Raw genomic sequence first — 17,194 nt, forward strand, 5'->3', positions numbered from 1 at the left:
AGCCCCACCCCATGCCGCAGAATGCTCTCACCCTGCTGGAGATCCTGCGCGACCTGCTGCTCGGCGCCGCGGCTGGTCTCGCCGGCGGCTTCGTCCGCTGGAATAACCCCGAGCGCCGCCGCTTCGGTTGGTGCCTCGCCTGGGAGGTGCCCTCCGCCGCCCTGGTCGGCAGCGCCGGCTACGCCCTCGGTGGCTTCCTCGAGTTCAACGAATACGGCCGGTTCCTGTTCGCCTTCGTGTTCGGCTACCTCGGCCAGGCGGCGCTGCACGACCTCGCGGTCGCCATCATCCGCCATCGCACCGGCCTGCCGCCGCGCGATGGCGGCACGCCGTGAGGCTGGCGGCCCGCATCATCGGCGACCTGCGGCAGGTACTGGCGGCCGAGGTCCGGGCCGGTGAGCGCGCGGCGATGACGGCGATCCGCGCCGAGACCGAGCAGGTCAAGCAGGAGCTGCGACGACAGGTCAGCAGCAGCTTCGGCGGCAATGCGCGCGGCATCGCCAATGCCTGGCGGTCGCAGGTGTTTCCCCGCTCGGGGCAGTCACTGCGTTCCGCTGGGCTGGTCTGGACCAAGGTGCCGAACGTCATCGACGCCTTCGAGCGCGGGGCGCTGATCCGCGCCAAGGGTGGCCGGAAGTTCCTGGCGATCGCGACCGGCTTCAACGCGGCGCGGGGACGCCGCGGCCGTGGCGAGAAGGGCCTGCGCGTCACGCCGGCGCAGATGGTCGCCTCCGGGCAGGGTTTCCTCCGGCCGTTCCGCTCGGGGCGGGGCTTCGTGTGGTGCCTGCCGCTGCGTCAGGGCGAGCAGACCGGCCGGCGTCGGCGGACGCGCCTGATCGCCGGCGGCCTCGCGGAGGTCGTTACCGGCAACCGAAAGGGCCGCGAGGCCTGGGCCCGCGGCATGCTCCAGCGCGGGATGGTGCCGATGTTCCTGCTGCTGCCGCAGGTGAAGCTCGCCAAGCGGCTGGACGTGAAGGGCGCCGCTGAGCGCGGGCTGCGCCGGCTGCCGGGGCGGTTCGTCGCGGCGTGGGAGCGTGAGAGCGGGAGGGCGGCGCCGTGAGCGTGCGGGAGGCTGCGATCGCGGCGTTGCACGGCCGGTTGCAGACGGCACTCGCCACCCGCAATCCCGCCCCTCTGGTCCTGCGCGGCGAGACCGTACCGCAGCGTCTGCCGCCGGGCGGGCTGGTCGTCATCCGCGATGGCGAGACCGTGGAGGAGACGGCGATCCTCTCGCCGCTCGCCTGGGCGATCGAGCACCGCGCCGAGGTCGAGGTCATCGTTGGTGGCGCGACGCCGGCGGCGCGCGCCGCGTTGCTCGATGTGCTGCTGGTGGACATCGCCGCCGCGATCACCGCCGACCGGACCCTCGGTGGCGCAGTGGAATGGGCACAGCCCGGTGCGCCCGATGTCGAGGATGTCGAGTTCGAGGGCGCCGCTGCGGCCCGCGCTGCCTCCGTCCCTGTCGCGCTGTTCTTCACCGTCGCCGGCTCGCCGCTGGCCTGACGCTTCTTCCTCCTGCTGATCCCGGAGATCTCCGATGCCCCGTGCCATCGGCGCCAATTGCCGTCTGCTCATGATCCCCGAGGCGACCTACGGCACCGCCCCCGCGGGCGACTGGCTGCGCATGCCGTTCCTCTCCTGCGACCTCGGCGCCGAGCAGCCGCTGCTCGATGCCGACGTCATCGGCGTGGGCAGCAGCCGCGATCCCGCGGCGCCCTTCCTCGACACGGTCACCGTGCAGGGCCAGGCGGTGGTGCCGGTCGACCTCGTCAACATCGGCCACTGGCTGCGCCTGCTGCTCGGCCCGCCGACCACCACAGGCACCAGCCCGAACTTCATCCACAGCTTCGGATCCGGCGCCGCGGCGCTGCCCTCGAACAGCATCGAGATCGGCTACCCGGACGTGCCGAACTACGATCTTTGCACCGGCGTGCGCGCCGACACGCTGGAGATCGACTTCTCGCCGACCGGCCCGGCCACCGCCACCTTCGGGCTGATGGGCCAGGGCTCGACGCGCGGCGCCTCAAGCGCGGGCGGCACGCCGACCAGCGCCGCCTACACGGCCTTCAACAAGGCGCAGGGCGCGATCAACCGAAACGGCTCGGCGCTGGCGCAGGTGACCGGGGCGCGGCTGACCTACGCCAACGGGATGGAGATGGTGCGCACCATACGCGCCGACCGGAAGGTGGAAGGCGTAGATCCCGGCATCGCGCGCGCGACCGGCCAGATCACCGCGCGCTTTGCGGACACCACGCTGCTGACCCAGGCACAGAACAACGCGCCGGCGGAGTTCGCCTTCAGCTACACGATCGACGCCAACCGCAGCCTGACCTTCACGCTGCACGAGGTCTACCTGGCGCTGGCGAAAACCCCGATCGAGGGCCCGGCTGGGGTCGAGGCGAGCTTCGAGTTCCGCGCGGCCTACAACGCCACGGCCACGCGCATGATGACGGCCGTGCTGAAGAATCTGCAAGCGGGGGCGGAGTACGTGTGAAACTGTCCTGCACTACTCCCTCGATCCACCAACCAGCATCAACGACCAACTGGCGGCAGGATCTCGACAGGTCGGGCTGTAGCCCCAAACGTCCTCAAGCGATCAGTGGGACTGCCATCCGCCAAGCTCGTCGGGTGGCGAAAGACGGCTTTCAGCTCAGCGTCACTCCGTCAGAGCAGAGCGGCGCTAATTGGCCCAGGATGGAAGCCAACCTGGTCGCAGGAATAGATCTGCAGGGTCACGGCATTATCAAGCGCGCTCTGTCGGATGGCAGGGAGGGCGAATTCCTCCAGCATATTCTCTTTACTAACCACAACGAGGAGAACTCCGGCGGCCTTCCTCCCAGTCATCACCTCGTAGAGCTCGACCTTCTCGCGCAGCCATTTCCCATAGGCCGGCGCGTCTAGATACGCCTTCCGGATATAGCTGAAATCCACAATGATATCTGCCGTTTCGTTGGCGAACTGCTTCAGGCCATCAAGGACCAGTCTCTTTTCGCCGGCAACGAGCTCCACGTGCCGCTCAAAATAGGTGCCGACGTCCTGTTCATACTTCGTGATCGCGACCTGGCAGAGGGCGAAGGCCTGAACGGCTGACCGCGTGGCGGAGAATTTCCTAATGCCGGCGTCCGCCGGCTGCTCCTCGCTAGTCTCGACAACAGGTAGCTCGGATGCGCCGCCGCCTATCTGTCCCTCCAGCCGGGCGAGGCGCGCCATGATATCGGCCTCCCGGCTTGTCGACAGCAACTGCTTGTAGAGGCGTAAAGCCTTGCGATCGATTACGCCGGCATGCGCCATCTTATGATGCCTGTCGCACAGCGCGATCAAATTAGCCGGGTCGTTGTTCTCACGGTTCTCGTCAATGTGGTGAAGCTCGAGGTACGTGTGGTCGCGGCACTCCTTGATGGCGCAGGCATGGCCAGCCTCGACCAGCACCAGACGTTCGGTCGCCGCTGGAATTGGGGGCCTCGGCTTGTCGTAGGATGGTGTCGGCAAGAAAGGTCACCCCAGCATTTGTAGTAATCGATGAGTTAGCGATGGCGGCGATCGGCCCCAACGCTGGCTGGCGCTTGGCGAACGCCACTGCGACCCTGATGCAGCTGCAGAAGGCGCGCCTACAGACATTGCCTACTACAGTATGGCACACGGAAGCTCCTTCGCCGACAGGTTCGGAGCAAGGGACGCGGAGGGGGTGATGGCGATCGCAAGTTCGGCGAGGCGGTGCTGATAGACGCCGCCTCGCTCGGTCCTCGTCGCTCCGTTCAGCGTGTCGGGCCACCACAGTCCGTCAATCATGCCGTCCCCTGAGGCCAGCACTGCGAGAGCCGCTTGCAGTAGCTGATCCTCGAACGGACGCCCTTCAAGATGAAGCTGCGAATTCGCCGTTAGGTCCAGTGCAAGATAGAGTTGCTCCGCCGCGTGGATGCCGGATGCGTCGCGTCGAATTAGCTGTGCATGGATCGCGGCCGCCTCGATCGCATTCCTATGGTACGCCAAGGTGTTATCTGCATCGAGGAAGCAAAGCGGCCGCCCGGATGCGGCGACCTCGTAGATGACGCCCTCTTCACCCGCCCAGCCGGACCTCCAGGCTTCGGGGTCGAGCGACACGGAAAGTAGCCCGAACTCGTAGTCCCAGTTTTTCGTGAATCGCTTATGCAGCCTACCATCCGGGCTCCGTCGACCGATGTGCCAGGTAGCGTCGAGGAATATGAATGGTAGATGCATTGTTTCACCCTATACAGCCAGGACCCCGTAGCGCCACCTGGGTAGCTGCGTTGAACGAGAGTGTGCCGGTGATTTAGCCGCCATTACCTTCGGTAGCCTTCGGCTGTCTGGGTGCTTGCCTCGACATTCGTAGTCTGCAGGACCGCTTTCGCCCCGGCGGGCCATTTGATCGCCTTGTCCGAATGTCCGAAAGGGTCCGAACGGCCGTCGCTCTCATCTTGGCGCTTTTCCGGTTTTCATGACGCCGCACCGGGCAACTTCGCCCCAGTAATGCGGACGAGCCCTGGCTAGCTCGGTCCTACTGCTGCGCTATTTCACGGATGCGGTTCCGATGTCCCCATAATGGAGAACCTCATGCTCACCCTCGACCTCCCAGCCGAGCCGTATTGGCTCGACCTTCCCCGCGGCGTGCGCCTGGAAATCCGTCCCGTCACCACCGCCGTCATGGCCGCCGCCCAGGCCGGCTCGGCCCGCCGCCTCGGCGCACTGCGCGCCGCGGAGGCCGACCTCGACCCCGACATGGCGCGCGGCCTGGCCTTCGCCTTCCTGGTCAAGGCGCTCGCCCGTCACGCCGTCACCGCCTGGGAGGGCGTCGGCGATGCCGCTGGCAAGCCGCTGCCGCTCTCGCCCGAGGCGGTCGAGCGCCTGATGGACCTCGACGATATCGCTGCGTCGTTCTGGGACCGCGCCACCGGCCCCGTTGCGGCCGTGGCCGCCGAGGGAAACGGCTGAGGGCGCGCGCCGCCTGGCACTTCGGCCGCGGGCCCGACTACTGCCGCGGCTGCGCTGGCCTCGGCCGCGACTGCGCCGACGCCTGCCCCTACGCCGCGCACGCCCCCACCAGCCTTGAGGGCCATGCCTGTTGGGCCGCCGGCACCGCCTGCGCCGAGGCCACCATGGCCGGCCTGACGCTCGACACCGCCGGCGCGCTGGCCGCGGCGCGCGATCTCGGCGCCGCCGGCTGGGCCGCCGCCGAGTTGCTGCTCGCCATCCGCATCGGCATGGCCGAGGGCGCCGCTGCGCGCCGCGAGGGGAAGACGACCTGACATGGCCGACGCCACCCGCCGCGTCTCGGTCCGCCTCTCGCTGGACGATGCTGCCCGGGTCAAGGCCGGGCTGCGCGAGGTCGGCGAGACCGGCCAGCGCTCCCTCGACCAGATCAAGGGCGGCGCCGAGCGCGCGTCGCGCTCGCTCGAACTGCTCGACGTCGCCACCCGCGGTATCCAAATCGCCGGCGTCGCGATCGCGGCCCGTGCCCTGGTCCAGGCTGGCGATGCGCTCACCCAGAGCCTCTCCCGCCTGCAGAACGCCACCGGCTCGGTCGAGCGCGCCGGCCAGGTCTACGAGGCGCTCTATCGCAACGCACTCTCCACCGGCGTCGCGGTGTCCGAGAGCGTCGACGCCTTCCAACGCTTCTCGATCGCCGCCCGTGAGATCGGCGCCACCTCCGACCAGGTGGTCCGCCTGGTTGGCGGCCTGCAACGCGTCGCCATCGTCTCCGGCGCCTCCACGCAGGAGATCTCCTCGGCCACCCTGCAGCTTGCGCAGGCGCTGGCCTCCGGCGTGCTGCAGGGTGACGAGCTCCGCTCCATCCTCGAGGCCATGCCGCTGCTGGCCGAGGGGCTGGCCAAGGAACTCGGCGTCTCGATCGGCGAACTGCGCAAGCTCGGCTCCGAGGGCAAGCTCACCGCCGAGCGGGTCTTCCCCGCGCTGCTGCGGGCTACCGAACGCCTCGGCGCCGAACTCGACCGCGCGCCGCTCTCGCTCGGCCGCGCCTTCGGTCAGCTCTCCGCCGCGACCGAGAACTTCCTCGGCCAGCTCGATCGCGCCATTGGCCTGTCCAACGCCCTGGCCCGAGCGCTCTCCGCGGCCGCCCGCGCGGTGGATGGCGTCCGCCAGGGTGCGGGCCTGCTCAGCGAGGAGGAACGCTTCGCCGGCATGCGCCGCCAGGCCGAGGCGCTGGCGGCCCAAATCGCCCGGCTGGAAAGCCAGCAGGACGGCCGCGCCAGCCTGACCGCCCCGGTCCGCCGCGGCAGCATCCGCCCCGGCCTGGTCGGCACCGCCGAGCAGCAGGCCGGGGTTGATCGCGCGGCCCGGCTGGAGGAGCTGCGCCGGCAATACACGGACCTCCAGGGCGAGATCACCCGCGGCGAGCAGGCCGCTGGCGAGCGCCAGCGCAGCGAGCAGGAGAGCGCTGCCACCGCCGCGGCCGAGGCCCGCAGGCGACGCGCCACGCAGGACGTCCAGGAGCTCACCCGCGACCTCGACGACCGCTTCCGGATCAACCGGGAATACGAGGAGCGGGTCCGGCGGCTGCGCGAGGCGGAGGCGGCCGGTGGCGTCACCGCCGCCGAGCGCACCCGCCTTGAGACCCTCGCCCTGCAGGAGCGCGACGAGGCGCTGCGCCGGCTCGAGCCCCGCGTCGCCGCCGTCCGGCGCGCCAGCAATGAGGGCGCGCGCGAGGCCCGCGAGGCCGAGCGGGAGCTCAACGAGCTGCTGCGCGAGCGCGAGCGGCTGATCCAGCAGAACGAGACCGCCTATGAGCGCTACCAGCGCCGCCTCGCCAATCTCTCCAGCCTAGTGGAGCGGGCGGAACGGGCCGGCCGCTCCGTGCCTGACGAGACCATCCAGCGCGAGGCGGTCGCGGCGATGGAGGAGCTGGAACGGGCGGAGGAGCGTGTGCAGCGCGGTGCGGAACGCACCTCCGACACCGTCCGCGAACTGGGCCTGACCTTCTCCAGCGCCTTCGAGGACGCGATTGTCAAGGGCGAGAAGTTCTCCTCCGTGCTGGAGGGGCTGCTGCAGGACATCACCCGCATCCTCGCCCGCAAGGTCATCACCGAACCGCTGGGCAATGCCGTCTCGGCCGGGCTGTCGGGCATCTCCTTCGACAGCCTGTTCACCGATGTCGGCTCCTGGCTCGGCGGGCTGTTCCGCGCCGAGGGCGGACCGGTCGCCGCCGGACAGCCCTACATTGTCGGCGAGCGCGGGCCGGAGTGGTTCGTCCCGCGCCAGGCCGGGACGGTGCTCCCCAATGGCGCGGTGCCGGGCGCTGCCGGCCCGACCATCCACACCAGCATCAGCATCGACGCCCGCGGCGCCGATGCCGGCGTCGAGGCGCGGCTGCGGCTGCTCGCCGGGCAGATCGCCCGGCAGGCCTCGGCGATGACGCTGGACGCCATCCGCCGCGGCGGCGCGGCCTACGACACGGTGCGCGGGTAGGGGGAGGGCGAGCCATGACCGAATACGCCTGGCCTGCCGCGCTCCGTCCGTCGCGGCTGAGCTTCTACCTGCAGCACAATACGCTGCGCTTTGTCTCGCCGGTCAGCCGCGCCACCCAGGTGCTGCGCCGCGACGGCGCGCGCTGGATCGCCGAGGCCAGCTTCGATCCGCTCAACCGCATCCAGGCCGGCGTGCTGGAGGGGCTGCTCGCCGCCCTGGCCGGCTCGGCCAACACGATCCGCATCTGGGACTGGCGGCGCGAGTACCGCACCGGCGATCCGCGGAGCCAGGGCGAGGTGCCCTCGGGGCCGTACTCCTTCTCGGACGCCACCATCTTCACCGATGGGACGGGGATGGTGGTGGGATCTGGTACGCCATCGCTGGCGCCCGGCGCCGCGCGCGGGGCGCTGTCGCTCACAACCCAGGGCTGGTGGCCCAACGCGGTGGCGGTCGGTGCGGGCGACCATATCGGGCTCGCCGGCCGGCTCTACATGGCGACCGAGCAGGTCGTGGCGTCCGGCACCGGCACCGCCACCATCCCGATCGCTCCGCCGCTGCGCGCCGCCGCCCCGCTCGCCGAGCCGCTGGTGCTGACCACGCCGACCGTCGCCATGCGCCTCGCCTCCGACGATGAGGGCGCCAACCCCACCCGGCCGGGGCGCTTCACCGCCATCACCATCCGCCTCGAGGAGGCCCTGCCGTGACCGACGGCATCACCGCCACGCCGCGGCTCTCGCCCCAGGCCGCGGCTGCCGCCACCGCGCCGGTCGCCACGCCCGTCGTCCTGGTCGAGCTCGACTTCGCCTCCGGGCCGATCCGCGCCTGGACCGGGCTCGGACCGCTCGATTGGGCCGGTGTGACCTATGAGGGAATGGGCACCATCGGCGCCGTCTCCGACATCGAGGAGACCGCCGAGCTCAGGGCGGTGCGCATCACCCTGACGCTGTCGCCGGTGCCGCAGGAGGTGGTGGACATCGCGCTGGCCGAGCAGTCCTTCCGGCTGCGCCCGGCGCGGCTGTGGGGCGCGCTGCTCGATCCCGAGGGTGCCTTCGTCGCCGATCCCTTTCCCCTCTGGGCCGGGCTGATGGACACCATGCAGGTGGTGGACGGGGCCGAGCCGCGCATCTCGCTGACCTGCGAGAGCCGGCTCGTCGACCTCGAGCGTGCCGAGGTGCGCCGCTACACCGATGCCGACCAGCAGGCCGAGTATCCGGGGGATCGCTTCTTCGAGTTCGTCCCCGCCCTGCAGGAGGCGGAGATCCGGCTGCCCGCCAGCTGATGGCCCGTCTGCCGGATTGGCACGCGCGGCTGGCAGCCCTGCTCACCGCGGCGGAGGCGCGCCCCTTTCACGCCCATCGCTGGAACTGCGGGCGGCTTGCCTTGGCCGCGGTGCGCGCCAGCACGGGCCGGATGCCCGCCTGGCGCAGCCGGCCGACGCTGGAGGCCACGGCGGACAGCGCCGGCTTCCCGCGCATCCCGCCGGCCTTTGCACGAGCGGGGGACGTTGTCCTCGCCGGTGACCCGCCGCGCCTCGGCGTGGTGGTGGATGGCGGCCGTGCGGCCTTTGTCGGTCCCCGCGGCCTGGTCCGCGTCCCGCTCACCACCTGCACCACCGCCTGGCGCATCGACTGACGCCTCGGAGGACCGCGCCTGATGCCTGCCGCTGTCCCCCTCATCGCGGTCGCCGCCGCCGGCGTCGCCTCCGCCGCGGTCGGCGGTGGCATCATCGGTGCCGTGGTCGGCGCCGGCGCCGCCTTCATCGTCTCGGCCATCGGCCAGTCGGTCTTCCCGCAGAAGCAGAAAAAGCAGGCCAGCCTCAGCCCGCAGGCGGCGGCGATCGCCGGCTTCGACGCCGGCCAGCCCGGCGCCGGCCGCACCCAGGCTTTCCGCCAGCCGGTCACCGAGCATCAGCTCGTCCTCGGCCGTTGCAAGGTGTCGGGACCCATCGTCTTCCTGCACTCGGCAACCGACGATGAGGGCCGCGCCGACGGTTATTTCTACTCGGTGGTCGTGCTCGCCGCGCACCGCGTCCGCGCCATCGGCGAGGTGTTTTTGGGCGACAAGCTCGAGGGCGACGGATCGCTCGCCGGGCTGCTCCGCACCGACCGGCACCTGGGGGATCCAAATCAGGTGGCCGATGCCAACCTGATCGCCGAGACTGGCGGCCAGTGGACCAGCGCGCATCGCGGCCGCAGCCGCGCCTATGTCGCCGTCCGCCTGAAACTCACCGCCGAGGCGTTTCCCGCCGGCCCGCCCAACATCGCCGCCATCGTCGAGGGCGCCGACACCATCCTCGACCCGCGCACGGGGATGGTGGGCTGGTCCGACAACCCCGCCCTGCTGCTCGCCTGGTACCTCACCGCGCCCTTCGGTTGGCGGGCGTCCTGGTCCGACATCGACATCCCCGCCCTGATCGCCGCCGCCAACATCTGCGACGAGCTGGTCGGCACCCGGGCCGGGGTCTACGAGCGCCGCTACACCGCCAACGGCGTGCTGTCGCTGGCCGAGGGCAAGATCGCCATCACTCGCAAGCTCGCCGCCGCCATGGCCGGCGCGTTGGTGGTGAGTGGGGGGCGGTTCTTCATCCATGCTGGGGCGCCGGCGCTGCCCGCCGCCACCCTGACCTCGGACGATCTCCGCGGCGACGTCACCATCCAGGGCGCGCGGCCGCGACGGGACCTCTTCAACGGGGTGCGCGCCGTCTATGTCGAGCCCGCCGCCAACTGGCAGCCGACCGACGCGCCGCCGCTGCTGGCCTCCAACTACGTCGCCCAGGATGGCGGCGAGATGATCTACCGCGACCTCGAATTCCCGCTCACCACCTCGGCCAGCACCGTGCAGCGGCTGATGAAGGTCGAGTTGGAGCGCAACCGCCGCCAGCGCACCGTGGCCTTCCCAGCCAACCTCTCGGCGCTGCGCCTGCGGCCCTGGGAGGCGGCGACGGTCGCGCTCGACCGGCTGACGCCCTTTCCGGCGCGGGTCACCGCCTGGTCGCTGGCGGCCGAGGGCGGTGTCGACCTCACCCTGGAGGAGGAGGACGCCGCGGTGTGGGATTGGAACCCGGCGGTCGATGAACGTGCCACCGGGTCGAACCCTGCCGTGGTGCTGCCCAACCCGGGCGTCATCGCCACGCCGGCCGCAATCACGGTGGAGACGCCGCAGACCACCGCCTTTGCCGCGCTCTCCCTGTCCTGGGCGGCGGTCGGCTCCTCCCACCTCGCCGGCTACCAGGTCGAGTTTCAGCCGGCCTCAGTCGCGTCCTGGCAGGGCTATGGCGGTTCGCTCGGCGCCACCGCGGCCGCGATCCCCACCGCCGAGCCGACCGGCTTCCGGGTGCGCGCCGTGGCGCGCAGCAGCGCGGTCTCGGGCTGGCGGCAGGCCCTCGTCCCGGCCGCGGTGGCGGCGCCCACCGCGACGGGGATTACCGGCGGCATTCGCCTCTCCGGCAGCTTCCCGCCCGATGCCATCCGCCTTCAGGTGTTCGAGGCGAGCACCAGCAGCCTCGCCGCCGCGACCAAGCTGGCGGCGGAGCCGACCAGCCTCTTTTGGGACCGCACCGGCCTCAGCACCGGGGACACCCGTTGGTACTGGCTGCGCGCCGTCTCGGCCGAGGGCAACGTATCGGCCCTGGCCGGGCCGGTGACAGCGACTGCGCTGTAGGGAACCCCACCATGCCCGCCCGCATCGACGACCTGCTGGTGCTCGACACCGCGGTCAGCAAGACCGATCTCGCCAAATACCTCCGCGACCGCGAGACGGTGCTGCCGTCCGACTTCGGCGGCCTCGGCGACGGCGTCGCCGACGACCGTGCCGCCATCCAGGCGGCCTTCGACCGCGCCGCCGCGGACCAAAAATTCGCCGTCATCCCGCCCGGCACCTGGAACGTCTCTGCCGGCGTGATCCTCGGCGGCGGTGCCCGCGGCCTGATCATGCACGGCGTGCTCCGCTACACCGGCACCGCCCCGGCCACCGTGCTGACGCTCGGGGATGGCGGCGCCGTCCGCAACGGCGAGAAGCACTACGCCGGGCTGCAGGTTGTCCGGCAGACCCAGTCCGACTGGCTCGACGAGGGCGACATCGGCATCCTGGTGCGCAACGTCGACGCCTCGGTGGTCGAGCTGCGTCTGGTCTCGGGCTTCACCATCGGCATGCGCACGCTGGGCGACGGCCGCGGCGTCGAGGACAGCACCTTCCATCTCGGCCGCATCCTCAACAACCGCATCGGCCTCGACATCCGCTGCGCCACCGCGACCGCTTGGAACACATCTGTTCGCTACTATGGCGGCCACTTCGCCATCGCGACCGGGATCAACCCCACCATCGACCGCTTCGGGATCCGGCTGTCCAAGGCGGACGGCGCCTATTCCAACCACAACCGGCACGTCTTCGACGCGCCGAACTTCGAACTGCGCCAGCTCGACCCGAACGTCGCCATCCCTTTCCTGAACGAGACCAGCGGCTCGGCCATCATCGGCCGGGCGCTGCGCATGGAGGCCTGCTCGCCGATCGTCGCGCGGCACACCGCCGCGGCACAGGATTGCGAGTACGAGGTGGCGTGGAGCAACACCTACCAGGTTGGCATTGACTACGCCGCGACCGCCACCCGCTGCGGCAACACCGTGCTCAACCGGCATCGCGCCCCGGCGTCGCGGCATCTGCGGTTGTTGGGGGCGATGCCCAATGTCCGCGCCAAGGCGTTCCGGCACAGCTCCACCGAGATCGGGGTGGAGGGGCTGGCGGTGGTCGCGACCTCCACGACCAGCGCCACGACGCTGGCCGGGCTGTCCTTCAACGGGCTGGACGATATCACGCCGACCTCCCGCGGGCTGCTGCTCGAAGCGCAGCGGGGGCTGGCCTTCGTGGTGGAGTGTTCACAGGCGAAGGAGTTCGCGCTGGTGCATTCCCTCGTCGGCGGCGCGGATGGCGGGCGGATCTTCGTGCGCTGCTTCGATGCGTCGATGAATGTGCGGGAGAATGTCGCCGACGACGCGCTGGTCTCGATCACGACCCTGCTGTGGAACGTGCTGGCCAAGGCCTGGACCGGCGGTGCCGCCATGGCCGACGCCTCGCTGAACAAGCGCATGACGGTGCGGCTCGGGCCCGGCGTCGCCTTCGCGCAGATCGGCATTGTCGGCTTCGACGGGCAGATCGAGGTCGAGGCCCTGCGCCTCTACGGCCTGCCCGAGGCGGCGCCGGCGCTGCTCTGCGGCACGCCGGCGCTGCCGGTCGGGCAGCGGGAATTCGCGGCGGAGGTGTCCTGGGATCTGCCGAACCTGGCACCTGGGGCGACCAGCCTGCTCGACGTCACCGTGCCTGGCGCGCGTCAGGGGGACTTCGCCTACGCGGCGCTGGTGTCGTCGACGCGGTTCATCGAGCTTGATGCCGCGGCGTGATCCAACAACACCGTGCGCGTCATGGCCAGGAACATCTCGCCAGCCACCTTCGATCTCGTCGCGGCGACGCTGTCTGTGCAGGTGGTGAAGCGGCGCGTGCCGTGAGCGGGATGGCGCGTTCGCCGCAAACCGCACAACCGGCTGACACTGGGTGCTCAGCGAGCGCGACGCGCGGCAAACTGAACCGCCCCGGGTTTGTCGGAGGCTCCAACTCCTGAGAGGCTGGAGCGATGACGAGCAAGACGACGAACAAGTTTTCGCCTGAGGTTCGCGAGCGGGCGGTGCGGATGGTGCTTGAGCACGAGGCGCAGCACCCGTCGCGCTGGGCGACGATCCTGTCGATCGCGGCCAAGATCGGCTGCACGGGCCAGACGCTGAACGAGTGGGTGAAGCAGGCGGAGCGCGATACCGGCCGCCGGCCTGGCCCGACGACGGAGATGGCGGCCCGCCTCAAGGCCCTGGAGCGTGAGAACCGCGAGCTGAGGCAGGCGAACGAAATCCTGCGCAAGGCGTCGGCGTATTTCGCCCAGGCGGAGCTCGACCGCCGGTTCAAGCCATGATCGGCTTTATCGATGATCATCGTGAGGTTTATGGGGTCGAGCCGATCTGCAATGTCTTGCCGATCGCCCCATCGACCTATCGCGTGCAGGCGGCCCGGCGGCGTGATCCGGCCAAGCTGCCGGCCCGAGCGCAGCGCGACGCCGCACTGATGCCCGAGATCGCGCGCGTGTTCGAGGAGAACTTCCGCGTCTACGGCGTGCGCAAGGTCTGGCGGCAGCTGAAGCGCGAGGGCCATGACCTGGCCCGCTGCACCGTCGCACGCCTGATGCGCAGCATGGGCCTGCAGGGCGTGATCCGCGGCAAGCCGGTCAGGACGACGATCAGCGACAAGGCCGCACCTTGCCCGCTGGACCACGTGAACCGGGAGTTCAAGGCACCGCGCCCGAACGCGCTGTGGGTCTCCGACTTCACCTATGTCGCGACCTGGTCAGGGTTCGCCTACGTCGCCTTCATCATCGATGCCTATGCGCGGCGGATCGTCGGTTGGCGCGTGTCGCGGACCGCGCATACGGGCTTCGTGCTGGATGCGCTGGAACAGGCCCTGCACGAGCGGCGCCCGCTGCATCGCGGCGGCCTCGTGCATCACAGCGACAGGGGCAGCCAGTACGTCTCCATCCACTACACGGAACGCCTGGCCCAGGCCGGCATCGAGCCCTCCGTCGGCAGCGTCGGCGACAGCTATGACAACGCCTTGGCCGAGAGCATCAACGGTCTCTACAAGGCCGAAGTCATTCACCGGCGCGGCCCCTGGCGCTCGCTCGAGGCCGTGGAATTCGCCACCCTCGAATGGGTGGACTGGTTCAACCATCGGCGGCTGCTGGAGCCCATCGGCAATATCCCGCCGGCCGAGGCCGAAGCAATCTACTATGCTGCCCAGGAGAACCTGCTCCTGGCGGCGTGACTCAAACCAAACAGCCTCCGGCAAACCCGGGGCGGTTCAAACCGAACTTGCAAAGGAGAGATGCCACACCTTAAACGCTGGGCGCCCAGGGTAATTGCTGGCTCACCGAAACTCTTGCGCATGCCAACTTACCTTCGATGTTCTCCAGCGTGCCCTCTCTCGAACAAAACCCCGTTTCCAGACCATGGCGAATATCGAGACAAACAATGCGCAATCTGCGTGAGCACTGCCCCATCCGCCCCGTGGCACCGACCCTCTCCCGACGAGCCCTCCTGTCGACGAGCGCGGCCCTGGGACTGACTGGATGCGCCCTGCCAACGCGGCTGCCGGCTGTGCCCGTCGAACGACGCCCAGAGGTCACGGTCCTGGGCCTGCCCAATGAGCGCTTCTTCCCAAGCGACCCGGCGGGCCAGTTCGGGCTGCAACAGGAGTTTGCGGCGGCGGTGCAACGCAACATCGCAAGGCGCGGCCTGCCGGCGGGCGCTCCGATTCCCGAGCTGGACCTGCTGGCCATCTCGGGCGGCGGCGAGGATGGAGCCTTTGGCGCCGGCCTGCTGGTCGGCTGGACCGAACTGCGCACCCGGCCGGAATTCTTTCTGGTCACCGGGGTAAGCACCGGCGCGCTGACGGCACCCTTTGCCTTTCTGGGCAGCGACTGGGATGCGGCGCTGCGCGCGGTCTACACCGAGGTCACCCTCGCCGACATCCTGACCCGGCGATACCCCACCGCCGCACTTTTCGACGACGCGATGGCGGACAACACCCCCCTGCTTCGCACGATTTCCCGCCACATGACCGAGCAGATGCTGGGTGAAATCGCGCGCGCCTATGATGCAGGGCGGCTGCTGCTCATCGGAACCACCAACCTGGATGCGGAACGGCCGGTGATCTGGAACGTCGGCGCGATTGCCCGGAGCGGACATCCCCGCGCGCTCGATACGGTGCGGCGGATCATGCTCGCGTCGGCCGCGATTCCGGGGGCTTTCGCGCCGGTATTGTTCGACGTCAGCCTGGGGGAAGGCCAATACCAGGAACTGCATGTGGATGGGGGGGTGTTCGCGCAGGCCTTCCTCTACCCCAGCAGCGTGGGCGACTTGCGACGGCAACGCATTGCCAGGGGCTTGCCGACGGCACCGATCCGCGCCTGGATCATCCGCAACGCGCGGCTTGAACCCAGGGGCAGCGAGGTCAATCGGCGCACGCTTGGAATCGTCGGGCGGGCCGTCGGCTCGATGATCGCCGCGTCCGGCCGGAATGATGTGGTCCGGATGCATCTGGCGTCAGAGCGGGACCACGTGGACTACAACCTGGCTTTCATCGGAAATGACTTCGCAATCCCCTACACGCTGCCATTCGACCGAGCGTATATGCGGCCGCTCTTCGAGTATGGACGGCAACGCATGCTGCGTGGGGAAGCCTGGGTCAAACGGCCGCCCGCCTGATGTGACACGAAAGCCGGTTGCATGAGCCCCTCGCCGCCGGTCAGGACAGGGCGCCCTGTGCAATCTGCGACACGGCCTGTGTGCCGGCGCCATGCCGAGGTGCCGGCCAAGACCTGATGCATCACAAGCCACGGCACGGGCCCGCGTGGAAACACGGGAGACCATCATCGTTTCGGATGCCACCGGCCGATGAGGTTCAACCAGCCCATGCAATTCAATCGTCTCGCCCCGCTGACCGGCCTCGCCACGCTCTTCGCGCCGCGCACGCTGGGAGGCCTGGATCCCCGTAACCGCCTTATGCCGGGCGCTCCCTGGCGGATGAGACGCAGCATGTCCGCGTGGAGGCCGCGCGCCTCTCTTTCGCCCGTGCGGGCGAGGAATTGCTGAAGAACGAACGTGTCGCCGCCGAGCGGCCTGAGGCGCAGGTGAACATCGCCGCGCTGTTCGCCGCGCCTGGCGATACGGCCGGCGCCGACGGCCTACCGGGACGCTCTGGCCCGCGATGCGACGCCTCGCGGCACGCTGGTGAACCTCTCGGATTTCGAGGCGCACCGCGCGGGCGGCACGGCGCCGCCGAGGCAGCGCTGCGTCGCGCCATCGCCGCGCATCCGCGCGAGGCCGAGGCGCAGTTCGCGTTGGCTCTGGCACTCGCCCGTCAGGACTGCGCCGGGGATGCGCTCGGACCGCTCGAGCAGGCCACATCGAATCACAAGTGATTCCAGAGATTCAGACTGTTCCCGAACAGACACTCAGAACCTTGTGACGGTCCGGAGCCCGAGCGCGACAACGGTGCCCTCTTCTAGAGTAGGAGCGATGACCTGCACGTTCGCACCCACAGTGAGCCACGGTGTCACTTGGAAATTGTAAAAAGCTTCCAGTCCCTGTTCGTCTTTGATCCTCACACGGGGCGCAAAGGCACTCATCAAATCCCGACTCGGGGCATTGTAGTAATAAGCGATTCCCCAGTTATCCCGGCTCCGGCCCGGAATCAATCCGGTGCCGCCTATGCCCACGAGGGCCGACCAGTATAGGTTGTTGGGATTGCCGTCCGAGATGCCGAACTGGCCAAAGAGCCCGAAGCCCTCCCTGGAATTTTCGCTCCGCCGATAAAGATATTGGTCGAACGAATAGGATAAGTGGTAACGACTGTTCTTGATGAAAGGCTTCTCCCGTTGGCTCAGGTAGCACCACATCTTGAGGCAGTGGCCGATTGCCGTCCGGTCTCGTAGGCTTGGCTGAGAGTGCAGGAGTGAGGCGCATGGGCGAGCGAGAAGGAGGAAAGCCCCTCCAGGCGCGCGATCTCAGCGTTGCGGAGCAGGTCAGTTACCTTGAAGAGCGCGCTCGCCGCGCGAAGCCTGGCGACTTCGATCGCATTCTGGCGAAAGCTGGAAGCGATGTGCGCATCCCTGGGGACGAGTTGCCCGAGGGGTGGCTCCAAGAGGTTCAGGGATCGGAAG

At 69.4% G+C, this 17,194-nt stretch carries 18 protein-coding genes and 1 other annotated feature; of the genes, 15 read left to right on the plus strand and 3 right to left on the minus strand.

The features are described 5' to 3' along the window. The first annotated feature begins 11 nt into the window (after positions 1-11). The 4 genes from DFH01_RS13635 to DFH01_RS13650 are packed head-to-tail and all read left to right on the plus strand — an operon-like array spanning position 12 to position 2,494. The gene (locus tag DFH01_RS13635; protein ID WP_109871024.1) at positions 12-335 is read left to right on the plus strand and encodes a phage holin family protein; all 324 of its coding nucleotides are present in this window, start codon (positions 12-14) and stop codon (positions 333-335) included. Further along, positions 332-1,060 carry a DUF6441 family protein gene (locus DFH01_RS13640; RefSeq protein ID WP_109871025.1) on the plus strand — a complete coding sequence of 243 codons (729 nt, stop codon included), beginning with the start codon at positions 332-334 and terminating at the stop codon, positions 1,058-1,060. The genes DFH01_RS13635 and DFH01_RS13640 overlap by 4 nt, the downstream gene beginning before the upstream one ends. Further along, on the plus strand, positions 1,057-1,503 hold the full coding sequence (locus DFH01_RS13645; RefSeq protein ID WP_109871026.1) for a hypothetical protein: 447 nt from the start codon (positions 1,057-1,059) through the stop codon (positions 1,501-1,503). Before DFH01_RS13640 ends, DFH01_RS13645 begins: the two co-directional genes overlap by 4 nt. Positions 1,504-1,537: 34 nt before the next feature. Next, a complete protein-coding gene (locus tag DFH01_RS13650) occupies positions 1,538-2,494 on the plus strand; it encodes a phage tail tube protein (RefSeq protein WP_109871027.1) in 957 nt (318 codons plus the stop codon). Between the two features lie 170 nt (positions 2,495-2,664). On the opposite strand, the gene DFH01_RS13655 is transcribed toward DFH01_RS13650, so the two are convergent. Beyond that, positions 2,665-3,429: an HNH endonuclease signature motif containing protein gene (locus DFH01_RS13655; protein WP_109871028.1), complete on the minus strand. Its 765-nt coding sequence runs from the start codon at positions 3,427-3,429 to the stop codon at positions 2,665-2,667. 195 nt (positions 3,430-3,624) lie between these two features. Then, positions 3,625-4,101, minus strand: coding sequence for a hypothetical protein (locus DFH01_RS13660; RefSeq protein WP_146217058.1), 477 nt, complete (start codon positions 4,099-4,101; stop codon positions 3,625-3,627). Positions 4,102-4,560: 459 nt separating this feature from the next. Between DFH01_RS13660 and DFH01_RS13665 the strand changes: the two genes are divergently transcribed. The 11 genes from DFH01_RS13665 (at position 4,561) to DFH01_RS13710 (ending at position 16,453) form a co-directional block, all read left to right on the plus strand. Then, positions 4,561-4,950 (plus strand): phage-derived protein YdaY family protein, encoded by a 390-nt coding sequence (locus DFH01_RS13665; protein WP_233256102.1) that lies wholly within the window; start codon positions 4,561-4,563, stop codon positions 4,948-4,950. Positions 4,951-5,114: 164 nt separating this feature from the next. Further along, entirely contained in the window at positions 5,115-5,264 is a 150-nt protein-coding gene (locus tag DFH01_RS28485) for a hypothetical protein (protein WP_199231232.1), read from the plus strand. Between the two features lies 1 nt (position 5,265). Then, positions 5,266-7,440: a tape measure protein gene (locus DFH01_RS13670; protein WP_109871030.1), complete on the plus strand. Its 2,175-nt coding sequence runs from the start codon at positions 5,266-5,268 to the stop codon at positions 7,438-7,440. A 14-nt stretch (positions 7,441-7,454) separates the two neighbouring features. Beyond that, a complete protein-coding gene (locus DFH01_RS13675) occupies positions 7,455-8,144 on the plus strand; it encodes a hypothetical protein (protein ID WP_109871031.1) in 690 nt (229 codons plus the stop codon). Next, positions 8,141-8,719: a hypothetical protein gene (locus DFH01_RS13680; protein WP_233256103.1), complete on the plus strand. Its 579-nt coding sequence runs from the start codon at positions 8,141-8,143 to the stop codon at positions 8,717-8,719. Before DFH01_RS13675 ends, DFH01_RS13680 begins: the two co-directional genes overlap by 4 nt. Beyond that, positions 8,719-9,072, plus strand: a complete 354-nt coding sequence (locus DFH01_RS13685) for a DUF6950 family protein (protein WP_109871032.1) — start codon at positions 8,719-8,721, stop codon at positions 9,070-9,072. The genes DFH01_RS13680 and DFH01_RS13685 overlap by 1 nt, the downstream gene beginning before the upstream one ends. A gap of 21 nt (positions 9,073-9,093) precedes the next feature. Beyond that, positions 9,094-11,100: a phage tail protein gene (locus DFH01_RS13690; RefSeq protein WP_109871033.1), complete on the plus strand. Its 2,007-nt coding sequence runs from the start codon at positions 9,094-9,096 to the stop codon at positions 11,098-11,100. A gap of 11 nt (positions 11,101-11,111) precedes the next feature. Beyond that, positions 11,112-12,833: a pectate lyase family protein gene (locus DFH01_RS13695; RefSeq protein ID WP_233256104.1), complete on the plus strand. Its 1,722-nt coding sequence runs from the start codon at positions 11,112-11,114 to the stop codon at positions 12,831-12,833. A 230-nt stretch (positions 12,834-13,063) separates the two neighbouring features. Further along, positions 13,064-14,295, plus strand: a protein-coding gene (locus DFH01_RS13700) for an IS3 family transposase (protein WP_408609192.1) whose coding sequence is annotated in 2 segments (ribosomal slippage) — positions 13,064-13,358 and positions 13,358-14,295 — 1,233 coding nt in all. Because the reading frame shifts where the segments join, the coding sequence is not laid out codon by codon here. Next, positions 13,348-13,464, plus strand: a sequence feature (AL1L pseudoknot). It overlaps the preceding gene by 117 nt. Before the next feature lie 242 nt (positions 14,296-14,537). Next, a complete protein-coding gene (locus DFH01_RS13705) occupies positions 14,538-15,737 on the plus strand; it encodes a patatin-like phospholipase family protein (protein WP_233256105.1) in 1,200 nt (399 codons plus the stop codon). A gap of 338 nt (positions 15,738-16,075) precedes the next feature. Then, complete coding sequence (locus tag DFH01_RS13710; RefSeq protein ID WP_109871036.1) at positions 16,076-16,453, plus strand: hypothetical protein; 378 nt, start codon at positions 16,076-16,078, stop codon at positions 16,451-16,453. A gap of 33 nt (positions 16,454-16,486) precedes the next feature. Here DFH01_RS13710 and DFH01_RS13715 read toward each other — a convergent pair whose 3' ends face one another. Continuing rightward, a complete protein-coding gene (locus tag DFH01_RS13715) occupies positions 16,487-16,930 on the minus strand; it encodes a carbohydrate porin (RefSeq protein ID WP_109871037.1) in 444 nt (147 codons plus the stop codon). Between the last annotated feature and the right edge of the window lie 264 nt (positions 16,931-17,194).

Source organism: Falsiroseomonas bella, from assembly GCF_003173615.1.
Taxonomy (GTDB): Bacteria; Pseudomonadota; Alphaproteobacteria; order Acetobacterales; family Acetobacteraceae; genus Falsiroseomonas; species Falsiroseomonas bella.